This window comes from Pseudomonas sp. TSO6, from assembly GCF_056098905.1.
Map to the genome: position 1 here is coordinate 32,560 of NZ_JBLZWV010000034.1, position 25,052 is coordinate 57,611.

The 25,052-nt window shown below is 63.7% G+C and carries 21 protein-coding genes and 1 pseudogene; 13 read left to right on the plus strand and 9 right to left on the minus strand.

The features are described 5' to 3' along the window. Positions 1-14: 14 nt before the first annotated feature. From ACN6NG_RS15230 to ACN6NG_RS15245, 4 genes are all read right to left on the minus strand, one after another. The gene (locus ACN6NG_RS15230; protein ID WP_474314854.1) at positions 15-941 is read right to left on the minus strand and encodes a DNA-3-methyladenine glycosylase family protein; all 927 of its coding nucleotides are present in this window, start codon (positions 939-941) and stop codon (positions 15-17) included. An 84-nt stretch (positions 942-1,025) separates the two neighbouring features. Beyond that, positions 1,026-1,913 carry a pirin family protein gene (locus tag ACN6NG_RS15235; RefSeq protein WP_474314856.1) on the minus strand — a complete coding sequence of 296 codons (888 nt, stop codon included), beginning with the start codon at positions 1,911-1,913 and terminating at the stop codon, positions 1,026-1,028. A 96-nt stretch (positions 1,914-2,009) separates the two neighbouring features. After that, the gene (locus ACN6NG_RS15240) at positions 2,010-2,882 is read right to left on the minus strand and encodes an alpha/beta fold hydrolase (RefSeq protein ID WP_061203871.1); all 873 of its coding nucleotides are present in this window, start codon (positions 2,880-2,882) and stop codon (positions 2,010-2,012) included. A 21-nt stretch (positions 2,883-2,903) separates the two neighbouring features. Then, entirely contained in the window at positions 2,904-3,533 is a 630-nt protein-coding gene (locus tag ACN6NG_RS15245; RefSeq protein ID WP_197898766.1) for a LysE family translocator, read from the minus strand. 124 nt (positions 3,534-3,657) lie between these two features. Between ACN6NG_RS15245 and ACN6NG_RS15250 the strand changes: the two genes are divergently transcribed. Continuing rightward, positions 3,658-4,137, plus strand: coding sequence for a GNAT family N-acetyltransferase (locus ACN6NG_RS15250; RefSeq protein ID WP_061203872.1), 480 nt, complete (start codon positions 3,658-3,660; stop codon positions 4,135-4,137). A gap of 122 nt (positions 4,138-4,259) precedes the next feature. Here the strand turns inward: ACN6NG_RS15250 and ACN6NG_RS15255 are convergent, their stop codons facing one another. From ACN6NG_RS15255 to ACN6NG_RS15270, 4 genes are all read right to left on the minus strand, one after another. Continuing rightward, a complete protein-coding gene (locus ACN6NG_RS15255) occupies positions 4,260-5,189 on the minus strand; it encodes an aliphatic sulfonate ABC transporter substrate-binding protein (protein ID WP_197898765.1) in 930 nt (309 codons plus the stop codon). 3 nt (positions 5,190-5,192) lie between these two features. Next, positions 5,193-6,236 carry an L-glyceraldehyde 3-phosphate reductase gene (mgrA, locus tag ACN6NG_RS15260; RefSeq protein ID WP_474314859.1) on the minus strand — a complete coding sequence of 348 codons (1,044 nt, stop codon included), beginning with the start codon at positions 6,234-6,236 and terminating at the stop codon, positions 5,193-5,195. Next, a complete protein-coding gene (locus tag ACN6NG_RS15265) occupies positions 6,233-7,567 on the minus strand; it encodes an LLM class flavin-dependent oxidoreductase (RefSeq protein WP_474314861.1) in 1,335 nt (444 codons plus the stop codon). Before ACN6NG_RS15265 ends, mgrA begins: the two co-directional genes overlap by 4 nt. Positions 7,568-7,781: 214 nt before the next feature. Then, positions 7,782-9,998 carry a TonB-dependent receptor gene (locus ACN6NG_RS15270; RefSeq protein WP_474314863.1) on the minus strand — a complete coding sequence of 739 codons (2,217 nt, stop codon included), beginning with the start codon at positions 9,996-9,998 and terminating at the stop codon, positions 7,782-7,784. A 260-nt stretch (positions 9,999-10,258) separates the two neighbouring features. On the opposite strand from ACN6NG_RS15270, the gene ACN6NG_RS15275 reads away from it, so the two are divergent. The 10 genes from ACN6NG_RS15275 (at position 10,259) to ACN6NG_RS15320 (ending at position 21,784) form a co-directional block, all read left to right on the plus strand. Continuing rightward, complete coding sequence (locus ACN6NG_RS15275) at positions 10,259-11,305, plus strand: LacI family DNA-binding transcriptional regulator (protein ID WP_353455722.1); 1,047 nt, start codon at positions 10,259-10,261, stop codon at positions 11,303-11,305. Between the two features lie 84 nt (positions 11,306-11,389). After that, positions 11,390-12,280 carry a LysR family transcriptional regulator gene (locus tag ACN6NG_RS15280; protein WP_353455721.1) on the plus strand — a complete coding sequence of 297 codons (891 nt, stop codon included), beginning with the start codon at positions 11,390-11,392 and terminating at the stop codon, positions 12,278-12,280. Positions 12,281-12,543: 263 nt separating this feature from the next. Next, positions 12,544-13,680, plus strand: coding sequence for an acyl-CoA dehydrogenase family protein (locus ACN6NG_RS15285; protein ID WP_474314867.1), 1,137 nt, complete (start codon positions 12,544-12,546; stop codon positions 13,678-13,680). Next, a complete protein-coding gene (locus ACN6NG_RS15290; protein ID WP_474314870.1) occupies positions 13,677-14,621 on the plus strand; it encodes a D-isomer specific 2-hydroxyacid dehydrogenase family protein in 945 nt (314 codons plus the stop codon). The genes ACN6NG_RS15285 and ACN6NG_RS15290 overlap by 4 nt, the downstream gene beginning before the upstream one ends. Before the next feature lie 23 nt (positions 14,622-14,644). Beyond that, positions 14,645-15,439 (plus strand): class II aldolase/adducin family protein, encoded by a 795-nt coding sequence (locus tag ACN6NG_RS15295; protein ID WP_474314872.1) that lies wholly within the window; start codon positions 14,645-14,647, stop codon positions 15,437-15,439. A 129-nt stretch (positions 15,440-15,568) separates the two neighbouring features. Beyond that, the gene (locus ACN6NG_RS15300; protein WP_063424778.1) at positions 15,569-17,197 is read left to right on the plus strand and encodes an ABC transporter substrate-binding protein; all 1,629 of its coding nucleotides are present in this window, start codon (positions 15,569-15,571) and stop codon (positions 17,195-17,197) included. Then, the gene (locus ACN6NG_RS15305) at positions 17,194-18,144 is read left to right on the plus strand and encodes an ABC transporter permease (RefSeq protein WP_016486734.1); all 951 of its coding nucleotides are present in this window, start codon (positions 17,194-17,196) and stop codon (positions 18,142-18,144) included. The genes ACN6NG_RS15300 and ACN6NG_RS15305 overlap by 4 nt, the downstream gene beginning before the upstream one ends. Before the next feature lie 2 nt (positions 18,145-18,146). Further along, a complete protein-coding gene (locus ACN6NG_RS15310) occupies positions 18,147-19,037 on the plus strand; it encodes an ABC transporter permease (protein ID WP_063424776.1) in 891 nt (296 codons plus the stop codon). Beyond that, the gene (locus tag ACN6NG_RS15315) at positions 19,034-20,656 is read left to right on the plus strand and encodes a dipeptide ABC transporter ATP-binding protein (RefSeq protein ID WP_063424774.1); all 1,623 of its coding nucleotides are present in this window, start codon (positions 19,034-19,036) and stop codon (positions 20,654-20,656) included. Before ACN6NG_RS15310 ends, ACN6NG_RS15315 begins: the two co-directional genes overlap by 4 nt. Positions 20,657-20,890: 234 nt before the next feature. Continuing rightward, positions 20,891-21,784 (plus strand): RHS repeat-associated core domain-containing protein, encoded by an 894-nt coding sequence (locus ACN6NG_RS15320; protein WP_474314878.1) that lies wholly within the window; start codon positions 20,891-20,893, stop codon positions 21,782-21,784. A gap of 115 nt (positions 21,785-21,899) precedes the next feature. Here ACN6NG_RS15320 and ACN6NG_RS15325 read toward each other — a convergent pair. Then, positions 21,900-22,013: pseudogene (locus tag ACN6NG_RS15325) on the minus strand (IS630 family transposase); the annotation flags it as partial. Between the two features lie 389 nt (positions 22,014-22,402). Here ACN6NG_RS15325 and ACN6NG_RS15330 point away from each other — a divergent pair. After that, positions 22,403-23,737 carry an LLM class flavin-dependent oxidoreductase gene (locus ACN6NG_RS15330; protein WP_474314881.1) on the plus strand — a complete coding sequence of 445 codons (1,335 nt, stop codon included), beginning with the start codon at positions 22,403-22,405 and terminating at the stop codon, positions 23,735-23,737. Between the two features lie 27 nt (positions 23,738-23,764). Beyond that, complete coding sequence (locus tag ACN6NG_RS15335; protein WP_474314884.1) at positions 23,765-24,865, plus strand: LLM class flavin-dependent oxidoreductase; 1,101 nt, start codon at positions 23,765-23,767, stop codon at positions 24,863-24,865. Positions 24,866-25,052: the final 187 nt, after the last annotated feature.

The following is a 25,052-nucleotide window of genomic DNA, read 5'->3' on the forward strand; positions in this document are numbered from 1 at the left end:
ATGCACTGGCCGACTTAACGACGAGCGGTCCCTGCCGACCCCAGCGATGCCCACAGGTGCTGCGCCGCGTAGGCCCGCCACGGTCGCCAGGCCAGCGCCCGTTCGGCCAGTTTCGCGTCATCACCCTCAAGCAGGCGCAATGCCTTGATCAACGCCACATCGCCCAACGGCAAGGCATCAGCAGCGCCGGCCTGGCGCAGCGCCAGGTAGTGCGCACTCCACGGCCCAATGCCTTTTAGCCGACACAGGTTGCACAGCAGCTCATCCAGCGCTTGGCCGCGACGCAGCAACCCGGGTTCAGCCAGTAGTGCATTGGCCAAGGTGCCGAGGGTGGTGGCGCGCGCTCGCGGCATGCCCATGTCTTCGAATTGCGCATTGGCCAATGCCGGTAAAGCCGGGAACACATGGCTCAGCCCCGCGACCGGCGGACGCAGCGCTGTGCCGTGACGTTGTACCAGCCGGCCGGCCAGGGTCATGGCGCCGGCCACGCTGATTTGCTGGCCCAGCACAGTACGCATGGCTTGTTCGCAGGCATCCCAGCCTTGGGGCACACGCAGGCCCGGGCGCTCGCGAGCCAAACGGGCCATCAAGGGGTCGCGGGACAATTCGGCCGCGATACGCACAGGGTCGGCGTCGAGGTCGAAGAAGCGCCTCAGTCTGGCGATCAGGCCAGGCAATGCAGTTGAGGGAGCGCCTTCGAGGTGCACGCGCAACTGGTTGCGCAAGGGGGTGGCGTGCAAGACAGCGTGGTGGCCGGCAATAGCCAGGGTGCGGCGATAGGTGCCGTCGATGCAGGTCTCAATACCGGGGATGCAGCGGGCAGTCAGGAAACCCAGGGTCGAGGGCCAGTGATACGGGGCACGGTAGCGCAGCCACAAGGTGTGTTGGCCGGGGGTGGGCAATGATCGGCGGACGGCGTGCTGGAGTGTGGGCTTGGGCATGGGCTGATCATGCCAAAACTCTGGGGGGCAATCCATGCTCAAGAAAGCCGGGGGCGCTTCGCACCCCAGCTTTTCAGCCAAGACTCAGTGCTGAGCACCTTCGCGCTCATCCTGCATCTGCCCGAACCTCCCGGCATGGAAATCGTCGAACGACTCGGCAATCTCCGCCTGGCTATTCATCACGAACGGGCCATAGCCGACAATCGGCTCATCGATCGGCTCGCCACTGAGCAGCAGCACACTGGCACCTTCCAACGCCTCGACGGTGACATCCTCACCCTGACGGTCCAGCAGGACCAGGCTGGACGGGCCCGCTTCACGCTCGCCGTTGATTCGCACGTTACCGCGCAGCACCACCAGCGCGGCGTTTCGACCGGCAGCAACTGGCAGCTGCAAGGACGCGCCGGCATTCAGCCGCAGGTCCCACACATCCATGGCGGTAAAGGTCCGGGCAGGCCCCTGGTGCCCACGGTAGTCACCGGCGATCACCCGCAAGCTACCGGCGTCTCCGTCCAGCGCCACCACCGGGATGTCGCTGCCCAGCAGCGTCTGATAACCGGCGGCTGCACGCTTGTCACGCGCTGGCAAGTTGACCCACAGCTGGACCATTTCCAGCGTACCGCCACTGCGGGCAAAGGCCGGGGAATGAAACTCTTCATGGATGATGCCGTTGGCGGCGGTCATCCACTGCACATCACCTGGCCCGATCAGGCCGCCAGCGCCCGTGGAGTCACGGTGCTCCAGCTCACCCTGGTAGACGATGGTCACGGTCTCGAAGCCGCGGTGCGGGTGCTGGCCAACGCCGCGCCGCGCAGTGGTCGGGGTGAAGTCATGGGGGCCAGCGTAGTCCAGCAGAAGGAACGGGCTGATCCGGCTGGCCAGGTTGTCGTAAGTGAACAGGCTGCGAACGGGAAAACCATCACCTACCCAATGGGCGTGTAGGCTGCGGTGGATACCCAGAATATTTTTCATGAGAAGGCTCCTCTCTTAGCTGGGATAACCTTATCAATGATACCAATCAGGCGGTAGGCGGGTTATTCGACATGCATCGTTCCACCTATGGAACAGTCAACCCTGCAAGAAAGCGAGCACCTGCTCGGCCGCCATGGCCGGGTCTTCCTGCATGAAACAGTGCCCACCGCCGACTTGCCGGGCCGTTACATGCCGGTTGAGCGTGACCAGGCGGTTCACCGAATGTGGCACGAAGGGATAAGTCTGTTCGCCATACAGAATGCGTGTCGGCGTGCTGATCGCTGCAAGGCGCGCCCACATGCGTTTAGGGAATGAACTGAAGATTTCCACTTCCCGGCTGGGCCGGCACTTGAGCACTACCGCATCACCACAATCGCCGATGGCGTGTTCGACATAAGCCTGCAGCGCCGCATCGGTCCAGCCCTTGAAGATGCCCCGCCCTTGCAGCGATGCCAGCGCTGCCTCGCGATCAGGCCAGTGGCTGCGGCGGCTGGCGGCCTTGCGCGCCAGAGCATGACGCTGGTGCAGGCCAACCAGTGCTGCCGCGCCCATCACACCCAGCATGCGACGGCTGAACAACACCGGGTCAAGCAACACCGCACGCTCGAACAGCGCAGGTTCAGCGGCCAGGATCAGGCCCGTAAGCACGCCGCCAAAGCTGTGCCCCACGGCAAACCGCGGCACATCGCCGTACTCGCCACGCCCGGCCTGGAAAGCTTGCACTGCGAGCTCGGCAGTACGGTTCCACCCCCGAAAAACCCCACCATGGTCAGTGTCGCCATGCCCCTGAACGTCGCAAAGCCACAGGTCGAAATGTTCGCCCAGGCGCATCAGCAGCGGTTGGTAGGCCAGGCAACAGAAGCCATTGCCGTGCAAAAAATGCAGCAACGGCTTGCCACTGGCCGGGGTTCGCCAACCCCGCAGGGTGAAACCTTCGGCGCATTCGTGGGACCAAGGGATCAACTGCATGGGTTTGCTGTACTCACGAGGCTAGGAAAACGCCGATTCTACAAACAGCAGCGGGTAGAGGGAAATCACCAGCAACAAGGCCATCAGGACATTGAACAGCATCAGCCAGCGCGGGTTTTGCAATACGTTGCGCAGGGCGCTGCCAAACATGACCCACACACCGACGCTGGGCAGGTTGACCAAAGCGAACACGGCGGCGATGACAACCACGTTGGTCACGTAGCCTTGCGCCGGTGTGTAGGTAGTAATCGCCCCCACCGCCATCACCCAGGCCTTGGGGTTGACCCACTGAAACGCCGCCGCACCCCAGAAACCCAGCGGTTTACGGGCGCTGGACGAGGCCGTGCCAACCGGCCCGGCAGTGGCGATCTTCCAGGCCAGGTACAGCAGGTAGGCGGCCCCGGTGTAGCGCAGTACCGTGTACAGCGGTGGCCAGGCCTTGAATACCTCACCCAGGCCCAAGCCGACGGCCAGCACCATGACCATGAAACCGACACTGATGCCCAGGGCGTGAGGGATGGAGCGACGCACGCCGAAGTTAACCCCCGAGGCCAGGAGCATGGTGTTGTTGGGGCCGGGGGTGATGGAGGATACGAAGGCAAATAGCACGAAAGCGGTCAGCAGATCGGCAGAGGCAAGCATGGCGGGCATTCCACTTTCGTTATAGGTGCTGTCACACTAACGGAGTCGCCCACTCTAGCGACCGATACAGTTATATTAAATTATTCAGATACACATCACTGTACCGCTAACCCGCATCAAGGAAGCCGTCACCATGAGCCTCACCATTCGCCCAGCCGTTCGCACCGATGCCGAGCAGATCCTGGCCTTTATCACCGAGCTGGCCGAGTACGAACGTGCCCGCCACGAGGTGGTCGCCACCCTGGCCGACATCGAACAGAGCCTGTTCGACGAGGGCAGCACAGTGCGTAGTCTGATGTGCGAACGCGATGGCCGGGCAGTCGGTTTTGCCGTGTACTTCTACAGCTACTCGACCTGGCTCGGGCGCAACGGTATTTACCTGGAAGACCTGTACGTCACGCCTGAACAACGTGGCGACGGCGCTGGCCGGCAATTGCTGCGGCACATTGCCCGCGAGGCGGTGGCGAACAATTGCGGGCGCCTGGAATGGAGCGTGCTGGACTGGAACGAGCCGGCGATCGGCTTCTATCAGAAGCTGGGGGCCGAGGCGCAGGATGAGTGGGTCCGCTACCGGCTGGATGGCGAGAAGCTGGCGGCATTCGCCCGCGGGTGACACGCGTGCTGATGCGGCCCTATCGCCGGCAAGCCAGCTCCCACAGGCACTGTATAACCCTTAAGGGCACTGCTAATCCTGTGGGAGCTGGCTTGCCGGCGATAGGGCCCGGAAAGGTAAAGTTACTGCCGCCGCCACACTGCCCCGGCAATATCGACCCGCTTGGGCAGTACCTTGTTGTCGAAGAACAGCTGCGCCGTGCGCTGCTGCGCCGCCACGATCTCATCACTCACCGGCAGCACCGGTGACGCCGGCCGGTGGCTAAAACTGCGCTGCACCACTTCTTCTGGCAAGCCCATGAACTGCGCCAGCAAGCGGATGCTGCCGGCCTCGTCGCTGCGGGTAAGCGCTTCGGCTCGGCTGATTTCGTCCAGCAATTGCGCGACAAAGGCGCCATGGGCTTCGACATAGGCCCGTGAACCCAGCATGAACGGCCCGATCAGCCCCAGCCCTTGGCCGTCGGCCAATAGCCGCGCCTTACCCTCCAGGTCGATAGCCGAGTAGAACGGGTCCCAGATTGCCCAGGCGTCCACGCTGCCCCGCTCAAACGCCGCCCGGGCATCGGCAGGTGCCAGGTACACCGGCTGAACATCGCCAATGCTCAGCCCGGCCTTGGCCAGGGCACGCAACAGCAGGTTGTGCGCGCTGGAGCCCTTCTGCAGGGCAATGCGCTTGCCCTTGAGTTCACCCACCTCGCTGATCGGGCTGTCTTTCGGCACCAGGATCACTTCAGCCTCGGGCTTGGGCGGCTCGGCACCGATGTACAACAGGTCGGCGCCGGCGGCCTGGGCGAAGATCGGCGGAATATCACCGGTCGAGCCGATATCGAGGCTGCCGATGTTCAACGCTTCAAGCATCTGCGGGCCGGCGGGGAACTCGATCCATTGCACGCGGGTGTTGGCAAAGCGTTGCTCGAGCAGCCGATGCTGCTTGGCCAGCACCAGGCTGATCGAGCCCTTCTGGTAGCCAATACGCAAGGTAGCCGGGTCTGCGGCCTGGGCCGCGCTGGCCAAGGCCAGCAACAGCAGCATGGCAAGGCGTAGCATGCGCATGGGTCACTCCTTCCAGTCGGTCGAGGGTTTTTCCCACAGGTTGATCCCGCCTTCCACGGCGTACTGGTCGATGGCGGCCAGCTCTTCGGCGGTAAAGGCCAAGTTGTCGAGCGCGGCCACGTTCTCGGTGATCTGCTCGGGCCGGCTGGCGCCGATTAGCGCAGAGCTCACCCGTGGGTCGCGCAGCGTCCAGGCCAGCGCCAGTTGGGCCAGGCTCTGGCCACGCTGACGGGCAATCTCATTCAGGGCGCGTGCGCGGGCGATGTTGGCTTGCGACAAATGCTGGGGTAGCAGCGAGCCACCTCCCGCACGGTTCACACGGGCATCAGCCGGGATGCCATTGAGGTATTTATCGCTGAGCAGGCCCTGGGCCAGCGCAGTGAACACGATCACCCCGGCGCCCAAGGCATAGGTGGTGTCGAGCAGGTCCCGTTCGATCCAACGGTTGAACAGGTTGTACGACGGCTGGTGGATCAGCAGCGGCACCTTCAATGCTTGCAGCAACGCCGCAATTTCCGCGGTCTTGCCGGCCGAATAGGACGAGATGCCGATGTACAGCGCCTTGCCCTGGCGCACGATGTCGGCCAGTGCGATGGCCGTTTCTTCCAAGGGGGTGTCGGCATCGAAGCGGTGCGAATAGAAGATGTCGACATAATCCAGGCCCAGCCGGGCCAGGCTCTGGTCCAGGCTGGCGATGAGGTACTTGCGCGAGCTGCCGCCCTGCCCGTATGGCCCGGGCCACATGTCCCAGCCGGCCTTGCTGGAAATGATCAGCTCGTCGCGGTAACTACGCAGGTCCTCGCGCAGCAGCCGGCCGAAGTTGGTCTCGGCACTGCCATAGGGCGGGCCGTAGTTGTTGGCCAGGTCAAAATGGTTGATACCGGCATCGAACGCCGTGTGCAGCAAGGCGCGCTGGGTGCTGATAGGCGTGGCATCGCCAAAGTTGTGCCACAGGCCCAGGGACAGGGCCGGCAGCACCAGGCCGCTGCGACCGACACGACGATAGGGCATGCGCGCATAGCGCTCGGGGTTGGCGGTGTAGCTCATGGTTGGCCTCGTTCGGCAAAGTGTGGGTTGGCTGGGCGTTGCAGGCCCAGGTGCTCGCGCAGGGTGTGGCCCTGGTATTGACGGCGGAACAGGCCGCGACGCTGCAGCTCGGGCACCACGTGCACAGCGAAGTCTTCCAGGCCCAGGGGCAGGTGCGGCACCAGCACGTTGAAGCCATCGGCGGCGCCGCCTTCGAACCAGGCTTGCAGCTCATCGGCGATCTGCGTCGCGGTACCGACCAGGCTGTAGTGCCCTCGCCCACCGGCGATGCGCCGCCCCAGCTGGGCCAGGGTCAGCTGTTCGTTGCCGGCCAGTTCGGTCAGTAGTTGCTGGCGGCTGCGCTGGCCATCCTCGGTGGGCGGCAACTCTGGCAGCGGGCCGTCCAGCGGGTAGCCGGAAAGGTCGAAGTTGCCAAGCATGCGCCCGAGCAAGCCAACGCCGACACGCGGGTCGACCAGCGCCTGGAAATGTTCGTACTTGTCCTCGGCCTGCGCCTGGCTTTGCCCCACCACCACGAACACGCCGGGCATGATTTTCAGCGATTGCTCATCTCGCCCATGGCGAGCCAGGCGGCCCTTGAGGTCGGCGTAAAAAGCCTGTGCCCGAGCCAGACTCGGCTGGGCGGTGAACACCACCTCGGCACTTTGTGCGGCCAGCTCGCGGCCGGTCTCGGACGAGCCAGCCTGCACCAGCACCGGTCGCCCTTGTGGAGAGCGGGCGACGTTGAGCGGGCCTTTGACGCGAAAGTGCTCGCCCACATGGTCGAGGGTACGCACGGCCTTCGGGTGGTGGAACAGACCACTGGCCTTGTCGCGCACGAACGCGTCATCGGCCCAGCTGTCCCACAGCCCTTGCACCACCTGCTGGAATTCACGGGCGCGCGCGTAACGCTCGGCATGCGGGATGTGCACCTGGCGGCCAAAGTTGCCGGCCTCGGCGGCAGCGTCGGAGGTGACCAGGTTCCAGCCGGCACGGCCTGCGGACAGGTGATCCAGCGAGGCGAACTTGCGTGCCACATGGTACGGCTCGTTGTAACTGGTGGTGGCGGTGGCGATCAGGCCGATGCGTTCGGTGACTGCGCTCAGCGCCGACAACAGGGTCAGTGGTTCGAAGTACACCGAGCGGGCACTGTGGCTGGCCAGCGGGTCGCTGGGCGCGGCGACGCTGTCAGCGACGAACAAGGCATCGAAACACGCGGCTTCGGCGATTTGTGCGGTGCGCTTGTAGGTGGCGAAATCCAGCGGGTCGGCCGGTACCTCCGGGTGGCGCCAGGCGGCCACGTGGTGACCGGTAGCCATGAGGAAAGCGCCCAGATTCATTTGGCGGGGCATGTTGTTCTCCTTGAAATCTTGATTGGGGCCGCTTTGCGGCCCATCGCCGGCAAGCCGGCTCCTACAGGGAGCGCGCAAATCTTTCGGGCTGCGCTGTACCTGTGGGAGCTGGCACGCCGTCTCTCGCAGGGAGCGCGCAATTCATTCAGGCTGCTCTGTACCTGTGGGAGCTGGCTTGCCGGCGATGAGGCCGGTACAGGCCACCGGTCGCCACTCAGAAATCCTTGCGCAGTTGTACGCCGAAGTAGCGTCCGTCATCCCGCGGTACTGAGCGGTAGATGTTGTCGCCGCCACTGGCCAGCATCTGCGCATACGATTTGTCGCCCAGGTTCTTGCCCAACAGGGCTACGCGCCAGCCATCGTTGTAGTCGGCCAGGGCAATGCTGGCGTTCCAGATGCCATAGGCGCCCTGCACGGTGTCCGGGTTCTGGTCGAGGCTGAACTGCACGGCGTCCTGCCAGCTGTAATCGCTGCTCAGTTCCACATCCAGGCCGTTGTCCAGCGGTATCACGTAATCGGCGCGCAGGTAGGTCTTCCAGTCCGGCGTGAACGGCAGGCGGCCGCCATCGATGTTGCAGTTGGCCGCCGCACCCGCCGGGCAGTTGAAGTGATCGACACGGGCCTTGGTGTAGGCCACGGCTGTGGAAAGCTTCAGCCGCGAGGTGGCCTGGAAGCTGGCATCCAGCTCCACACCCTGGGTCTTGACCTTGCCGGCATTCACCAGGCGGGTTACCACCTGGTTGGCCACGGTGTCGAAGAAGTTGGCCTGGTAGTTGTCGTAGTCGGTGTGGAACACAGCCAGGTTGGCGGTCAGGCGATTGTCCAGCGCCGTGCTTTTCAAGCCGATTTCGTAGGCATCCGAGGTTTCGGGCTTGAGTGCCCCGGTGTCGCGCGGCTGCATGTTGAAGAACACGTTGTAGGCCGGCCCTTTATAGCCGCGCGAGTAGGTGACGTAGCCAGTCAGGTTGTCGTTGAAGTCGTATTGCAAGCCGGTGCGCCCGCTCCAGCCGTCTTCGTCCACCGAGCCGGAACTTGCAGTGGAGGGCTGGATACCAGTCACTGCGGTGGCGGAGGTAGAGACCCGGCGGTGGTCGTACTCAAGGTCGTCGTGGGTCCAGCGCAGGCCGAAAATGGCGCGCAAGTCATCGGTGAAGTTGAAGGTGTTCTCACCGAACAGCGCGACACTGTCGTTGGTGGTGGAATAGTCGGCGCGGCCATTGTTGGCCACGCCGCCATTGACCGACAGGCGCTGGTAGGTCTCGTTGGATGTGCCATGCATGTAGAAAGCGCCCAGCACGTATTCGTTGAACTGCCCTTTGGGCGAAGTCAGGCGAAACTCCTGGCTGTACTGGTCATAGTCCACTGTGCCCTTGTCATGCGACGCTGTCACCGGCAGCAAGGCAAGGCGGTCGCCGTCCTGGTACTGGGTGTTGTCCCAGCCCCGCCAGGCGCTGATCGAAGTCAGGGTGTAGTCGCCCAGCTGCCAGTCCAGTTGCGCCGAAAGCCCCTGGTTCTCGTCTTCGACGTGGGTCTTGAAGTCGCTGTTGATGTCGCGGTTGTGGGCGCTTGGCGTCACCGGGCGCAACTGGCTGGCGAATGCGGCGCTGGCGCTGGTGATCACGCCGCTGGGCAAGGTGTCCTCGCCCTTCATGTAGTCGGCAATCAGGGTGAGGCGCAAGTCTTCGTTGGGCTCGACCTCCAGCTTGCCGCGGGCGCCTTTGCGTTCGTAACCATTGACGTCGTGGCCATTGGCAACGTTTTCGACATTGCCATCGTAGTCGCCCCACAAGGTGCTCAACGACCCCTTGAACTGCTCGCTCAGGCGCCCGCCAATACCAAAGCGCAGGCGGTTCTCGTCGCCACCGCCAAAGTGCGAATAGTCCACATAGCCTTGGGTCTGCTCGGGGATGGCCTTGCTGACCACGTTGAGTACACCCGCCGAGGCGTTCTTTCCAAACAGGGTGCCCTGCGGCCCGCGCAGTACCTCGATGCGTTCAAGGTCGAGCAGGTCGAGGGTCGACTGGCCCGGGCGGCCGAACACCACGCCGTCGACCACCGTCGCCACGGTTGGCTCGACGCCGGGCGAGGTCGAAATGGTGCCCACGCCGCGGATGAACAACGAAGTGTCCTTGTTCGAGGCGCCGGCGCGGTAATTGAGGGTAGGCACCTGCTGGACGATGCTGGCAACGTTGTTGCGGTTGTCGCGCTCCAACTGTTCGCCATCGATCACCGACACTGCCACCGGCACTTCCTGCAGCGTGGCTTCGCGGCGCGTGGCGGTCACTGTGACCGCGCCCAGTGCAGTGGCCTGCTCAGCCTCCGCTTCGGCCGGTTCGGCGGCGTGGGCACCCTGGCCAAAAGCGGCCAGCAGGATGGCGGCGGCCAGCGGCCGACGTTGCGTAGCGGGGAATGGTATACGGCTTTTCTGCATGATGCTCACTGCCTCGGGAAACCAGACCAGGCCCCTTCAGGCGGGGCCGACACGGAGTTGCTGTGGTTGTCTGGTCTCGCTCGTGCGAGTGGCAGGCGCTTGCCAACAGCTGCGCTTGTTAGCGCTAACATGAGCAAGTATCGGAGGGCTGCGCTTAGCACGTCAAATACTTAAAAGTCAGATTGATATGCAATAAAGCTATTTGCCAAGTGCGTTCCCGTTAGCGCTACCATCGCGCCATTTCCCCAGGAGGCAGCCCGGTGAGCCAGGCCAAGGATCCCCCCCGCAAGCGCCGCGGCGCTGGCCGTGTCACCCTTGCCGAGGTGGCTCGGGCCGCTGAGGTTTCGGCCATCAGCGTGTCGCGCTACTTCAACCAGCCAGACCAGGTTTCGCCACCATTGCGCGAGCGCATCGAAGCCGCCGTACAAGCGCTGGGCTATGTGCCCAACCTGGTGGCCGGGGGGCTGGCATCGGCCCGTGGGCGCATTGTCGGCATGGTGATACCGAACATCTCCGGGCCGATCTTCGCCCAGACGATCCAGGCGTTCAGCGACACCCTCAGCCGCCATGGCTACCAGTTGTTGCTGGCGTCCAGTTACTTCAGCGAAGCGCAGGAAGAAAGCGCGGTGCGGGCCTTTCTCGGCTGGTCGCCGGCAGCGCTGGTGGTGACCAGCCATTTCCACAGCCCGACCACAGAAAAGATGCTGGCCGACGCAGACGTGCCAGTCGTGGAAATATGGGACTACCGCCCTGAGCGGTCGCCCTTGCAAGTGGGTTTCCTTCATCACCAGGTGGGCGTACAGGCCTGCCGCTATCTGCTGGACAAGGGCCACCGGCGCATCGCTTTCGTGCAAAACAGCGCGGCCGGCGACTTGAGTGCGCTGGAGCGGCGCGATGGCTATGTCGAAGCGTTGCATGAAGCCGGGCTGGAACCCTGGGTATTCGTGCCCTCCGCCGACACCGCACCGTTCGAGGCCGGCAAGCAGGCCATGGAGGCGTTGATCCGCCGCAACCCAAGGCCCGAGGCGATCATCTTCGCCAACGACAACCTGGCTGCCGGCGCCCTGTTGGCGGGCCAGCGCGCCGGTTTGCGCCTGCCCGAAGACATGGCCATCGTTGGTTTTGGCGACTACCCCTTTGCCGACATGCTGTTGCCCAGCCTCACCACCCTGCGCCCGCCCTCGCGGGAAATTGGCGAACTAGCGGCGTTGCGCGTGTTGCAGCACCTTGGGGTGGTGGCATGTGAGGGTGAGGTACAACGGCTCAACCTGTTGGCGTGTGAGTTGATTGCCCGCGAGAGCGCGTGAGCTGCACAGGTGCTGTGACAATCCGGCCATTGAGGATTATTCTCCTCCGGTATGTCCCACCGCCCCAATATGTGAGCGCCGAATATGAAAATCGATGACATGGACGCCTTCGTGGCGGTCATCCGTTGCCAGTCGACCAACCTTGCCGCCGAGGCCCTGCAACTGACCCAGCCGGCCATCACCCGCCGCGTGCAGAACTTCGAGGAAGACCTGGGCGCCACCCTGCTCGACCGCAACACCAAGCCGCTCAAGCCCACCCCCATGGGCCTGCGGGTGTACGAGCAGTGCAAGGCGATCTTGCGTGAGATCGACTCGCTGCGCGAGCTGGTGGCCAACGACGGGGCCCCGTCCGGTACCCTGCGCCTGGGCGTGCCGCAAACCCTTGGCGATGTGGTGCTGCTCGATGCCTTGGCACAGATTCGGGAAACCTACCCCGACCTGCGCACCCAAGTCACCAGTGGCTGGGGCAGCAGCCTGATCGCGCGCATGGAAAACGGCGAACTTGATGGCGCCGCGGCACTGTTCCCGCCCGGCAAGATCTTCCCCGAGGGCGTTGCCAGCCAGTCGATCGCACGCATGCCGCTGCGCGTGGTGGCGGCCAAGGGAACTACCGGCAAGCGCAGCCTCAAGCTCAAGGACTGCTACACCCGTGGCTGGGTGCTCAACCCCGATGGTTGCGGCTTTCGCGCCGGGTTGCAGCGCGCCCTGAGCGAACAGGGGCTGAGGCTGTCGATCAACCTGGAGACCTTTGGCACCGAGCTGCAACTGGGGCTGGTGGCCAATGGGCAGGGGCTTGGGCTGGTGCCCGAGCCATTGTTGCAGAACAGCCGCCACCGAGATGCGCTGGACGTGGTCAGTGTGACGGACTTCAAGCCGCAGGTGGATTTGTGGCTGTTCCACCCACGCTACCTGGGCAACCTGCAGGAGCCGGTCGAGCTGTTTGGCCGGGTGGCCGGGCAGCAACTGTGCGGGTGAGCTGAAATCGCAATCCCTTGTGAGAGCAAATGTCTTGATCAAAATCTAAAGTTTGCGCGATCACTGTGGGAGCGGCCTTGCGTCGCGATTGGGCTGCGTAGCAGCCCTAGCATTTTACTGACATCAAAATAACCAACTCGCATAATCAAATACTAATGTAATTCTTACAGTTAATAATTAGCATAGAACTAAAAAGACTTTTACAGCGATCATCCATACGAATACGGTCTTAGAAACCCACCGTGTTCCAGGGATGAATACCCATGAGTCACCCCCCTTCCGCCAGCGCGCTCGCCGAACTCACCCAGGCCCTGGCCGCCAACGCCGAACGCTACGACCGCAGCGGCCAGTTCCCCGCCGATAACTTCGACCTGCTGCACCGCCACGGCCTGCTGGGTTTCACCGTGCCCCGTGACATAGGTGGCGGTGGCGCCGACCTGGCCAGTGCGCGCCAGGTCATCGCCGCGGTCGGCAAAGGTTGCCCGTCCACCGCACTGATCCTCGTCATGCAGTACCTGCAGCACTTTCGCCTGCAGGACGAAGAGCGCTGGCCCAAGCACCTGCGCCTGCAAGTGGCCCGCGACGCGGTGGCCGACGGCGCGCTGATCAACGCGTTTCGCGTTGAACCCGAACTGGGCACACCCGCCCGCGGCGGCCTGCCGGCCACCGTCGCCCGACGCACCGCCGAAGGCTGGCGGTTGTCCGGGCGCAAGATCTACTCCACCGGCAGCCATGGCCTGACCTGGTACCTGGTATGGGCCCGCAGCGACGACCAGGACCCACTGGTGGGCGGTTTCCTGGTGCACAAGGCCACCCCGGGCGTCCGTATCGTCGAAGACTGGGACCACCTGGGCATGCGCGCCACCTGCAGCCATGAGGTGCAGTTCGACGAGGTGCTGATCCCGCTCGATCATGCCGTCAGCGTCAGCCCGGCCAGCGCACCGCGCGCCGAGCTCGACAGCACCGGCCTGCTGTGGATGGCAGTGTTGCTGCCTGCGCTGTACGACGGGGTGGCCCAGGCCGCACGCGACTGGCTGGTGCAGTTCCTGAACCAGCGCGCACCGTCCAACCTGGGTGCACCGCTGGCCAGCCTGCCACGTTTCCAGGACGTGGTTGGGCGTATCGACACCTTGCTGTTCGCCAACCAGAGCCTGTTGAACGCGGCCGTGACCGGGCAAGTCGATCCGCGCCACGCCGGGCAGCTCAAGCACCTGGTCAGCCGCAACGCCATCCAGGCCGTGGAACTGGCCATCGAGGCTGCCGGCAACCCAGGCCTGTCGCGGCGCAACCCGCTGGAGCGGCACTACCGTGATGTGCTGTGCAGCCGCATCCACACCCCTCAAGACGACGTTGTGCTCGGCCATGTCGGCCGTGCCGCCCTGGCGGAGGTGGCGGCATGAGCCACTCGATCATCGCCAGCCAGCTGGACGCACCGGCCAACCAATACCTGCGCAACCGATTGCCCGACCACGAGGTGATCGATATCGCCCCGGGCCAGTTGCAGCTGGACGTCCCCGCCGATGTGTTCATCGTGCGCCCGATCAATGTACGCGGTAACCGCGTGGACAACCCGCCAGCGGGCTGGCCGTGGTCGTTGCGCTGGGTGCAGGTAGTGTCCTCGGGCATCGACTTCTACCCCGACTGGGTGTTTCAGGGCCCGCCGGTCACCAGCGGCCGCGGCGCCAATGCCGAGCAGGTGGCCGAATTCGCCCTGGCCTTGGTGTTTGCCGCGGCCAAGCAGCTGCCGGGCCTGTGGGTCAAGGACGCCGACTGGCGCCTGACCCCGCTGGCCCCCGTGCGTGGCCGCACCTTGGGCATCTTCGGTTTCGGCAGCATCGGCCAGAGCCTGGCACGCAAGGCAAACGCCCTGGGCATGTCGGTACTGGCGCTGAACCGCCCAGGCCAACCCATTGCCGAGGTGCCGGGCGTGCAGCGCGTCGACAACCTGCAGCAGCTATTTGCCGGCAGCGATCACCTGGTCATCGCCGCCCCGCTCACCCCCGCCACCCGTGGCCTGATCGACCGCCAGGTGCTGGCCCAGGCCAAACCCGGGCTGCACCTGATCAACATCGCTCGTGGCGGGCTGCTGGACCAGGGCGCCCTGCTCGAAGCCCTGGACAACGGGCTGATCGGCCGCGCCAGCCTCGATGTCACCGAACCCGAACCGTTGCCAGCAGGCCACCCGCTTTATCACCACCCTCGGGTATTCCTGTCGCCGCACACTTCGGCGATTTCCGAGGACGGCTACCCCGCGCTGCTCGAGGCATTCCTCGACAACTTTGCCCGTTACCGCGAACAGGCGCCGCTGCACAACCTGGTCGACACCCAGCGCGGCTACTGAACCCACACTTATTGGAGAACACCATGACTGCACTGTCTGTCGTCACCGCCCCGGAAAACACCGTACGTCAACGGGTCAGCGCCGAAGAATGGGAGGTGCGGGTCAAACTGGCGGCGGCCTACCGCCTGGCCGCGCTGTTCCGCTGGACTGACCACATCTACACGCACTTCTCGGCACGCGTGCCGGGGCCTGACGAGCACTTTCTGATCAATGCCTTCGGCCTGCTATTCGACGAAATCACCGCGTCCAACCTGGTGAAGGTGGACGTGGACGGCACCATCATCGACGACCCGCTGGGCCTGGGCATCAACCAGGCGGGCTATGTGATTCACAGCGCGATCCACCGCGCCCGGCATGACCTCAAGGCCGTGCTGCACACCCACACCCGCGATGGCTCGGCGGTGTCGGCCCAGCGCGACGGCCTGCTGCCGATCTCGCAGCACGCCCTGGCGTACTACAGCCGGGTGGCGTACCACGACTACGAAGGCGTCGCCCTGGACCTGGACGAGCAGCAGCGGCTGGTGGCCAACCTGGGCGACAGCAACATCCTCATCCTGCGCAACCATGGCCTGCTGACCGGGGGTGTCAGCGTGGAGCATGCCTTCCGTGAACTGCACGGGCTGGAGCGGGCCTGCAACATCCAGGTAGCGGCGCAGGCCGGGGGCAACGACCAGTTGCTGCATGCTGCGCCGGCGGCGATTGCCAAGGTGCATGAGCAGTCCAAGCGGTTTTCCGACGGGTTGGGTGAGGGGATCCAGCGGCACTGGGATGCGCTGATCCGGCAGCTGGACCGGGAGGGGCTGGATTACCAGGACTGACAGGTTTTCTGTGGCCTCCAGCTCCCACAAGAACCCCACTGGATTGAGGCCTGTGGTGATCCTGCGGGAGCTGGCTTGCCGGCGATAGGGCCCGAACAAACACCTCATACCCCATTCAAGGATCACCCAATGCCACCATTACACCTGGCCAGAAGCCTGCTGGCCTGCGCCACCCTGGCCTTCACGCTCGCCGCCTGCTCCCCCTCCGGCGAAGATGCCACCAGCAAAACCCTGAACATCGCCTTCTGGGGCGACAACACCACGCTGGTCAGCGTCGACCCGTTCCAGGTCTACTGGCTGGAACACCGCGTACTGTTGCGCAACGTCGCCGAATCACTTACCGACCAGGACCCGGCCACAGGCCGTATCATCCCTTGGCTGGCCAGCAGTTGGGAGGTCAGTGACGACGCGCTGCAGTACACCTTCCACCTGCGCCAGGACGTCTCCTTCAGCAACGGCGAGCGCTTCGACGCTCAAGCCGTGAAAACCGCCTTTGACAGCAACAAGGCTTTCGCGGCACAACTGCCTGCCACGTTCGGCGCCACCTACCTGGCCGGTTTTGACCATGCCGAAGTGGTCGACCCGTTCACCGTGCGCTTGGTGCTTTCACGGCCCAACGCCGGCTTCCTGCAGGCCACGTCCACCACCAACCTGGCCATCCTCGCTCCGGCCTCCTACGCGCTCACTGCTCAGGAGCGTTCGCTGGGCAAGATCATCGGCACTGGCCCGTTCATCCTGGAGCACTACACCCCGGAAGTCGGCGCACGCCTGGTCAAGCGGGCGGATTATGCCTGGGCCTCCGCCAACGTCAAAAACCCCGGCGCCGCCCACCTGGACCGCGTGGAAATCAGCTACATCCCCGAAGAAAGCGTGCGCAACGGCCTGTTCCTGCAAGGCAAGGCCGACATCCTCTGGCCACGCAACCCGTTTTCCGAAGTTGACCTGAAGCTGTTCCAGGCAAAAGGCGCGACCATCCAGAGCCGCTCGTTGCCAGGCCCGGCGCTCAACCTCTACCCCAACACCCGCAACAACCGCCTGCTGGGCGATCGCCAGGTGCGCCTGGCCCTGCAGAAAGCAATCGACCGCACCAGCTACGCCCACACCGTATACAACGCCGAGTTCCCGGTGGTGACCGGGGTGTATGACGTGACCACGCCGTACTTCAAGCCCCAGGCCGACAAGCTGGCCTACGACCCGCAGGGCGCCGAGCGCCTGCTGGACGCCGCCGGCTGGAGCAAGGGTGACGACGGCTACCGGCACAAGGACGGTAAACGCCTGACCCTGCGTTACAACCTCACCCCCGCCGAAAGTGCCGGCGATGTGCTGGTGCAAGACCAACTGCGCAAGGTCGGCATCGACCTCAAGCTGAACGTGCTGACCCGTGCCGAATGGGTGGCCGGCAACGCCTCGGGCAACTACGACCTCACCTCCACCTACATGACGCGCGCCGATCCGATCATCCTGCAGACCATCCTCGACCCGCGCGCCGCCAGCAGTGCCACCTTGGCCACAAACACTTACGAGCCACACACCCTGGCGCAGGCGCAAACCTTGTTCGACAGCGGCATTACCGCCACCCGCGACGAACAACGCGCACAGGCCTATGGCCAGCTGCAAGACCTGCTGGTTGACGAAGCCTCGGCGTTCCCGCTGTACGAGCGCGTGTGGCAAGCCGCCACCGCACCACGGGTCAAGGACTTCCGCTGGACCGCCGAAGGCTTTGCCTTCCTCAGTGACATCCAGGTCGCGCAGCCATGAACCGTTACCTGATCGGCCGCATCGGCCAGGCCCTGCTGGTGTTGTGGGGCGCCTACACCATCACCTACTTCATCCTCTATCTGCTGCCCGGTGACACCCTGGCGATCATGCTCAGTGCATCGGGCATGGAAGCCGATGGCCTGTCGCCCGAAGACCTGGCCAAGGCCCGCGCCTACTACGGGCTGGACAAGGGCATCTTCGAGCAGTACTTCGACCTGCTGTGGCGGGCTCTGCACGGCGACCTGGGCCAGTCGTTGTCACTGAACCGGCCGGTGACCGCGCTGCTGGCCGAGCGCCTGCCGCAAACCCTGGCCCTGGCCGGTTTTGCCATCGCGCTGTCGTTGCTTGGGGGCATCGGCCTGGCCTACCTCACCGCCTACCTGCAATGGCAACCGCTGAAAGTGGCGCTGTCACGCTTGCCGTCACTGGGCTTTTCCGTACCGGTCTTCTGGATGGGGCTGCTGCTGATCCAGGTGTTCGCCTTTGGCCTGGGCTGGTTCCCGGCCACTGGCAGCCAGGGCTTTGCCAGCCTGGTACTGCCGGCGGTGACGCTGGCCATCCCCAGTGCTGCGGTGTACGCGCAGGTGTTGCAGCGCGGGTTCCAGGGCGTGTGGCAGGAGCCCTACATCGCTACCGCGTTCGCCAAAGGCCTGAGCCGTGCGCAGGTGCAGGCGCGGCACGGCCTGCGCAATGCGGCCCTGCCCATTCTTACCCTGGTCGGTTTGCAGGTGGGCAACACAGTGTCCGGGGCGGTACTGGTCGAGACCATCTTTTCGCGCAATGGCGTCGGCCGATTGGCCCAGGAAGCCGTGCTGCGCCAAGACATCCCGGTAGTGCTGGCGATTGTCGCGGTGTCGGCGGCGGCCTTCGTGTTGGTGAACCTGATCGTCGACCTGCTGTACCCGTACCTTGACCCCCGCATCGCCCACGCCACGAAGGTGACCTGACCATGACCGCCGATACTCACCCCCTGCGTGCCGCCGCCCCGCCAGCCACCTGGAAGCGCCGCACTCGCCTGCAGCGCCTCGGCCAGGCGCTCGCCCCTTTGCTGGCGCGCCCGGGCTTCAGCCTGGCGCTAGTGGTGGTGCTGTTCGCCCTGCTGGCGGCATTGGCGCCGCACTGGCTGACCAGCTTCGACCCATACGCCACGTCGCCCGTCGACAAGCTACGGGCCCCTGACGCCGTCCACTGGTTCGGCACCGACGAGCTGGGCCGTGACCTGTACACCCGCGTGGTCTATGGCGCCAGCCTGTCGGTGCAGGCCGCATTGCTGGCGGTTGGCATTGCCCTGGCAGGCGGGTTGAGCCTGGGCGTACTCGCCGGGTTTGCCGGCGGGCGTCTGGATGCCGCCCTCATGCGCCTGGTCGATGTGCTGCTGGCCCTGCCCGGCCTGCTGCTGGCCCTGGCCATTGTCACCGCCATCGGTTTTGGCACGGTGCCGGTGGCGATCGCCGTCGGCGTCGGCATCATTCCAGGCTTTGCCCGCACCACCCGCGGCGAAGTGCTGCGGGTCAAGACCTTGCCCTATGTCGAGGCCGCACGCTTGGGTGGCGCCAGCTGGCGCCGCACCTTGATGCGGCATGTGCTGCCCAATGCCTGGGGGCCAGTGGCCGTGCTGGCCACGCTGGACTTCGGCGCCGCCATCCTGGCCACGGCCGGCCTCAGCTTCCTCGGTTTTGGCGCAGCACCGCCAGCGGCCGAATGGGGCACCTTGATTGCCAACGGCCGGCACTTCCTGATCACCGCCCCCTGGGTGTCGCTGCTGCCCGGCCTGTTCGTGGTGGCCGTGGTGTTCAGCCTCAACCACCTTGCCCGCACCTTCGAGGAGCACCCACGATGAACGACCAGCCATTGCTTGTGGTACGCGACCTCAGCATCAGCTATCACGCCTCCGGCCAGGCTACGCAGGCCGTCAAGCACCTTGCCTTCAGCCTGGCCCAGGGCGAGACCGTGGCCATTGTCGGCGAGTCAGGCTCGGGCAAGTCGACCTTGGCCAACGCCCTGCTCGGCCTGCTACCGGGCACGGCGCGCATCGACAGTGGCCAGCTGTGGGTCGACGGGCTGGATGTAGTGCGCGCCAGCGAACGGCAGAAACGCCAGCTGCGTGGGCGTACCGTCGGCCTGGTGCCACAAGACCCGATGGTCAGCCTCAACCCCACCCTGCGCATTGGCCAGCAGATCGGCGAGGCGCTAGTGCTGGCCCAAGGCGGCCGCTCGCGCAGTGTCGATGCCGATGTGCTGGAGTTACTAGCCCAGGTTGGCCTCGACAACCCGGCGGTGCGCGCCCGCCAGTACCCGCACGAACTCTCTGGCGGTATGCGCCAGCGGGTGCTGATCGCCATCGCCCTGGCCGGTAACCCACGGCTGATCATCGCCGACGAACCCACCAGCGCGCTGGACGTGACCGTGCAACGCAAGATCCTCGATCACTTGCAGCGGCTGGTGGCCGAGCGTGGCATCTCGTTGCTGATCATCACCCACGACCTGGGCATGGCCACCGACCGCGCCGACCGCCTGCTGGTGATGAAGCAAGGCGAACTGGTGGAGCAAGGCCCACCCGCGCAGATTGTGCACGCAGCGCAGCACCCATACACCCGCGCCCTGCTCAATGCCGCACCGGCATTCAGCGCTCGACGCCAGCCCCGGCAACTGGCGCCGGGCGCAAAGCCGATCCTCAGCCTGCAGGGGGTTGGCAAAACGTTCGAGTTGCCCAAGGTAAAAGGCCAGGACAACCGCTTTATCGCGTTGCAGGGCCTGGACTTGCAGGTTCACCCGGGGCAAACGCTGGCCATCGTCGGTGAATCCGGTTCGGGCAAGAGCACCGCCCTGCGCATTGCGCTGGGCCTGGAAACGCCCAGCCAAGGCCATGTGCTGTTCGACCAGCAGGATGTCACGGGCCACGGCTGGCGCCAGTTCCGCCCCTTGCGCCGACGCATGCAACTGGTGCAGCAAAACCCCTTCGCCGCTCTCGACCCGCGTTTCACGGTGTTCGACAGCATCGTCGAGCCGCTGGTGTCGTTTGGCCTGCTCAAAGGTGCGGCACTGGAGCAACGCGCCCGCGAACTGATCGAACGCGTGCACCTGCCTCTGCATTACCTTGACCGCCTGCCCCGCGAACTGTCCGGCGGCCAGCGCCAGCGGGTGGCCATCGCCCGGGCGCTGGCACTTCAGCCAGAACTGTTGCTGCTCGACGAGCCGGTGAGTGCGCTGGATGTATCGGTACAGGCACAGATTCTGGCACTGCTGGATGAGCTGCAACGGGAGCTGGGCATGGCTTATGTGCTGGTGTCGCATGACCTGGCGGTGGTGGCGAGCATGGCCGACCAGGTGCTGGTGCTGCGCCAGGGGCAGGTGGTAGAGCGCGGGACGGTGGCGCAGGTATTCGACAGGCCGATGAGTGATTACACGCGAGAGTTGATTGCCGCTGTCCCCGGGCGGTTGGGTACTGTTGCGGCTTGAGCTTGAAACCCTTGAGAGACTACTTAAGAGGAACGGTCGCGGTGACTACGGGGCCACGCGGTCCGTTTTAGAGCGACCCTGTGTCGCGATGGGCTGCTAAGTGTCGCTATATCAACGTCAGGTTGCGCGCAATGAATATGTTTCACGCGATTCCCGCGGCCTAACATTTCTACCAGTTGCAAGCTTACGGAGAAACCATGAGAGTGAAGTAAAGGGAAACCGGGAGCCTATCAAATGCTGCGTTTCTACCAACAAACTTACCCCACAACTTTAATCCATCCCCCCAAGACTACCCGGATACTGCGACAGGGTCGCCAAGCGCTTGCCATACAGCATAGCGCATCGCGCCCTTCCGATCTGGCCGCTATTGATAGTATGCATTCGCTTCAGGGAGCGATCAGCCCAAATGACCGTCTGTTGATTGTGTACTCCGCTTTTGGCTTTGCTCGTGGAATTGTCGACGTGCCGGTGGGATTCAATGGAGAACTATGGGACCCAGTGAGCCAGCAGTACCCATTAGGCGCTGGCTATCGCTGGCTTTCAACATTGATGCGGTTCACAAGCCCTGACAGGGTGAGTCCGTTTGGCAAAGGCGGGATCAACTCATACGCCTATGCACTGAATGATCCGGTTAATAACTCTGATCCGGACGGCCAATCCAGCGTCGCACGCTTTTTTGGTCGAAAGTATAACTCGTATAAAAAATTGAAGGAAATTTACAGCTGGGGGGAAGACGGCGACGGACTTTACAAAACCACTAACGATTTTTTTCGTAAACCTAAGCTAGTGATTTTCACACATGGTCAAGGGCAAACTATTTCCATAGCAGGACAAAATAAAACACAAGCGCAGCTTACAAGCTGGATGTCATCAAATAATTTAAACCCTAAAGATTATAGAAAAATCACACTCCTTGCCTGCAATTTGGGGAAGACCAATTTTCCTCAACATTTAGCTGACTCGGCCGGGGTTGTTGTGAGGGCTGCGGGTGGCACAATTGATACAACCGCATGGATCCCTCAGAAAGAAGGCCATTATACTAAAATTTCGATGCGGATCAGGCGCTTACCTGGCGATCTTCCCGAAGATGTTTACCGACTAAAAACTTACTCCCCACACCCCAGATAAGCCGTAGGGCAGTAGGGTGATGTTTTAGAAGTTTCACTAAAAATTTACTGCCCAGTGCCCGTGCCGTGCGGGCGACTGAGGCAAGGATGTCCTCGGCCTTTTTTATTCTACCGAAAGGGACTGATGTGTCGATTTCCCTCAGCAACGCGAGGAATTCGGTGCTTCGATGCTGGCGCTTCAGCTGGCCGATGACTTCCCCGGTTGCAACATCCAATGCGGCGAATAGTGAATACACGCGAGAACTGATTGCCTCCGTTCCTGGGCGGTCGATCACTGTTGTGGCTTGAACTTGAGGGCCTTGGGGGCTGCTTTGCGCCCCCAGAAATCTCAGATCAGCCCCAAATTCAAAATGCACATAAAGCATCATTATTAATTACGATTATTTCTGCATTTTATAATTAGCATAGAACCACAAAGCCTTTCACAACCCCACCCCACACCCGCTAAGGTCACTCCAGACCGACCCCTTTCCTGGCGGAGGCCGTCCACCACGACCACCCCAGGAGCCTTGCACGCATGCCACCTCCCTCACCCGCACCCCTGCCTCATCTTCGCCCACGGGCCAGGTGACGCATGGCCGTCCCCATTCCATTTGCAGCACAACCCACAGGTACTCCGATGAGCAAACGACAGATCCGCCTGGGCGCCATGATCCATGGCGTCGGCCACGGCTGGGGCGAATGGCGCCACCCAGAGGCGTTGGCCGATGCCAGTGTCAATTTCGGCTTCTATAAACAGCAGGCCAAGCTGGCCGAGGCGGCAAAGTTCGACTTCGGCTTCATCGCCGACAGCCTGCACATCCACGCCCGTTCCAGCCCCCACTACCTCAACCGTTTCGAGCCGCTGACCATCCTTTCGGCGCTGGCTGCGGTTACCGAGCACATCGGCCTGGTGGCCACGGTCACGGTCAGCTACACCGAGCCGTTCCAGGTAGCACGCCAGTTCGCCTCGCTGGACCTGATTAGCGGCGGGCGTGCTGGCTGGAACGTGGTGACCTCCTGGCTTTCCGGCACCGCCGACAACTTCGGCAAGGCTGAACACCCGCCGCATGCCGTGCGTTACCGGATTGCCCGTGAGCATGTGGATGTGGTCAAGGGGCTGTGGGACTCGTGGGAAGACGACGCCTTTACCCGCGACAAGCAAAGCGGGCAGTTCTTCGACCCGGCCAAACTGCATACCCTCGGTCACCAGGGCGAGTACTTCAAGGTCAAGGGCCCGCTGAACATCCAGCGCTCACCCCAGGGCCAGCCGCTGATCTTCCAGGCTGGGGTGTCGGAAGACGGCCGCAACTTTGCGGCGCAGAACGCCGACGCCATCTTTGTCAGCCCGGAATCGTTCGACGACGCTCACGCCTATTACCAGGACCTCAAGCAGCGTGCCACGCGCCATGGCCGCGACCCCGACGCACTATTCATCCTGCCCGGCATCCGCCCCATCGTCGGCCGCAACGCCGAGGAGGTTGAACAGCGCTACCAGCAGGCCGTCAACCTGGTGAGCATCGAGGATGCCCTGGTTGCCCTGGGTCGCCCCTTCAACGACTACGACTTCAGCCAGCATGACCTGGACGCGCCCTTCCCCGACCTCGGCACCCTGGGCAACGACAGCCACAAGGGCACCTCGGACCAGCTCAAGCAACTGGCCCGTGATGAAGGCCTGAGCCTGCGCGAACTGGCACTGCGCTTCTCGCGCCCACGCAGAGACTTCGTCGGCACCCCCGAGCAAGTTGCCGATGCCTTGCAGCACTGGTTCGAAAACGACGCTGCCGACGGTTTCATCATCAACTCGTTGCTACCGGACGGTCTGCAGTACTTCACCGAACACGTGGTACCGCTGTTGCAAGCCCGTGGCCTGGTGCGCAGTGAGTACACCGGTAAAACCCTGCGCGACAATTTCGGCCTCAGCGTGCCAGAAAACCGCAACACCCTGCGCCGCAAACAGACAGCGGTTGCCTGAGCCCACCCAGACAAGGAGTTTTGTTTCATGAGCCTCGAATTCATCGGCCTCATCGGCCCGCAGGAAAGCAGCGAATCCCAGGCGCCACGTGGCCCGCTGGTTGATCTGAATTTCATCAAGGCCTTCTCCCAGGCCCAGGAATATGGCGGCTTCGACAAGGCATTGCTGGCAGTCAACACCAGTGCGCCGGACTCGATGATCCTGGCCAGCTACGTGGCAGCGCTTACCGAGCGTATCGGCCTGCTGGTCGCCCACCGCCCGGGCTTCCAGGCGCCAACTTTCGCTGCCCGCCAGTTCGCCACCCTTGACCAGCTGAGCGGGGGCCGGGCCTCGATCAACGTCATCACCGGCGGCGATAGCGGCGACCTGCAGCGCGATGGCGACTTCCTCGACAAGGATGCCCGTTATGCTCGTACCGATGAATACCTGCAGGTACTGCGCAACACCTGGACCCGCCAGGAGCCGTTCAACCACCAGGGCACTCACTACCGCGTTGAAGACAACCTGACCTTGGTTAAACCGGTACAGCATCTGCCAATCTACTTCTCCGGCGCGTCAGACGCCGCAGTCGAGGTGGCCGCCAAGCACGCCGACGTCTACATGATGTGGGGCGAACCGTTGGAGCAGGTACGCGAGCGCATCGCCAAGGTGCGCAAGGCTGCCGCCCGCTACGGGCGCGAGAAGCACATCCGCTTCAGCTTGTCGTTGCGACCGATCCTGGGCGGCACCGAGGCCGAAGCCTGGGCCCGCGCCGAGCGTATTCTGGCCGATGCCCAGAACCGCATCGGTATTCGCCAGGGCAACCGCCGCGAGAAAAACTTCGGCAAGAGCAACGCCGGCTCCGAACGCCTGGTGCAACTGGCCAGTCAGCGCAAGGTGCATGACACCCGGCTGTGGACCGAGATTGCGGCGCTGGGTGGCGGTGCCGGTAACTCCACTTCGCTGGTAGGCACTGCGGACCAGGTGGCCGAGGCCGCATTGGCCTACTACGAACTGGGGGTGACCACCTTCCTGTTCCGCGGCTTTGACCAGCTGCGCGATGCGGTGGAATACGGGCAGGACCTGATCCCGCGGATTCGTGCGCTGGTTGAACAGCGTGAGGCTGGGCGCAGCGCTCGCACGGCCTAGACCTCTACTCGCTGTACCGGCCTCTTCGCGGCGGTTCGACGCCTCGACGAGCCCGCTCCCACAGGAAAATCACTGACCTCAAGGCCTGTGCAATTCCTGTGAGAGCGGGCTCGTCGAGGCGTCGAACCGCCGCGAAGAGGCCGGTGCAGGCAAACACTTCCCCAACACCGTACGCCAGCCTTATCAG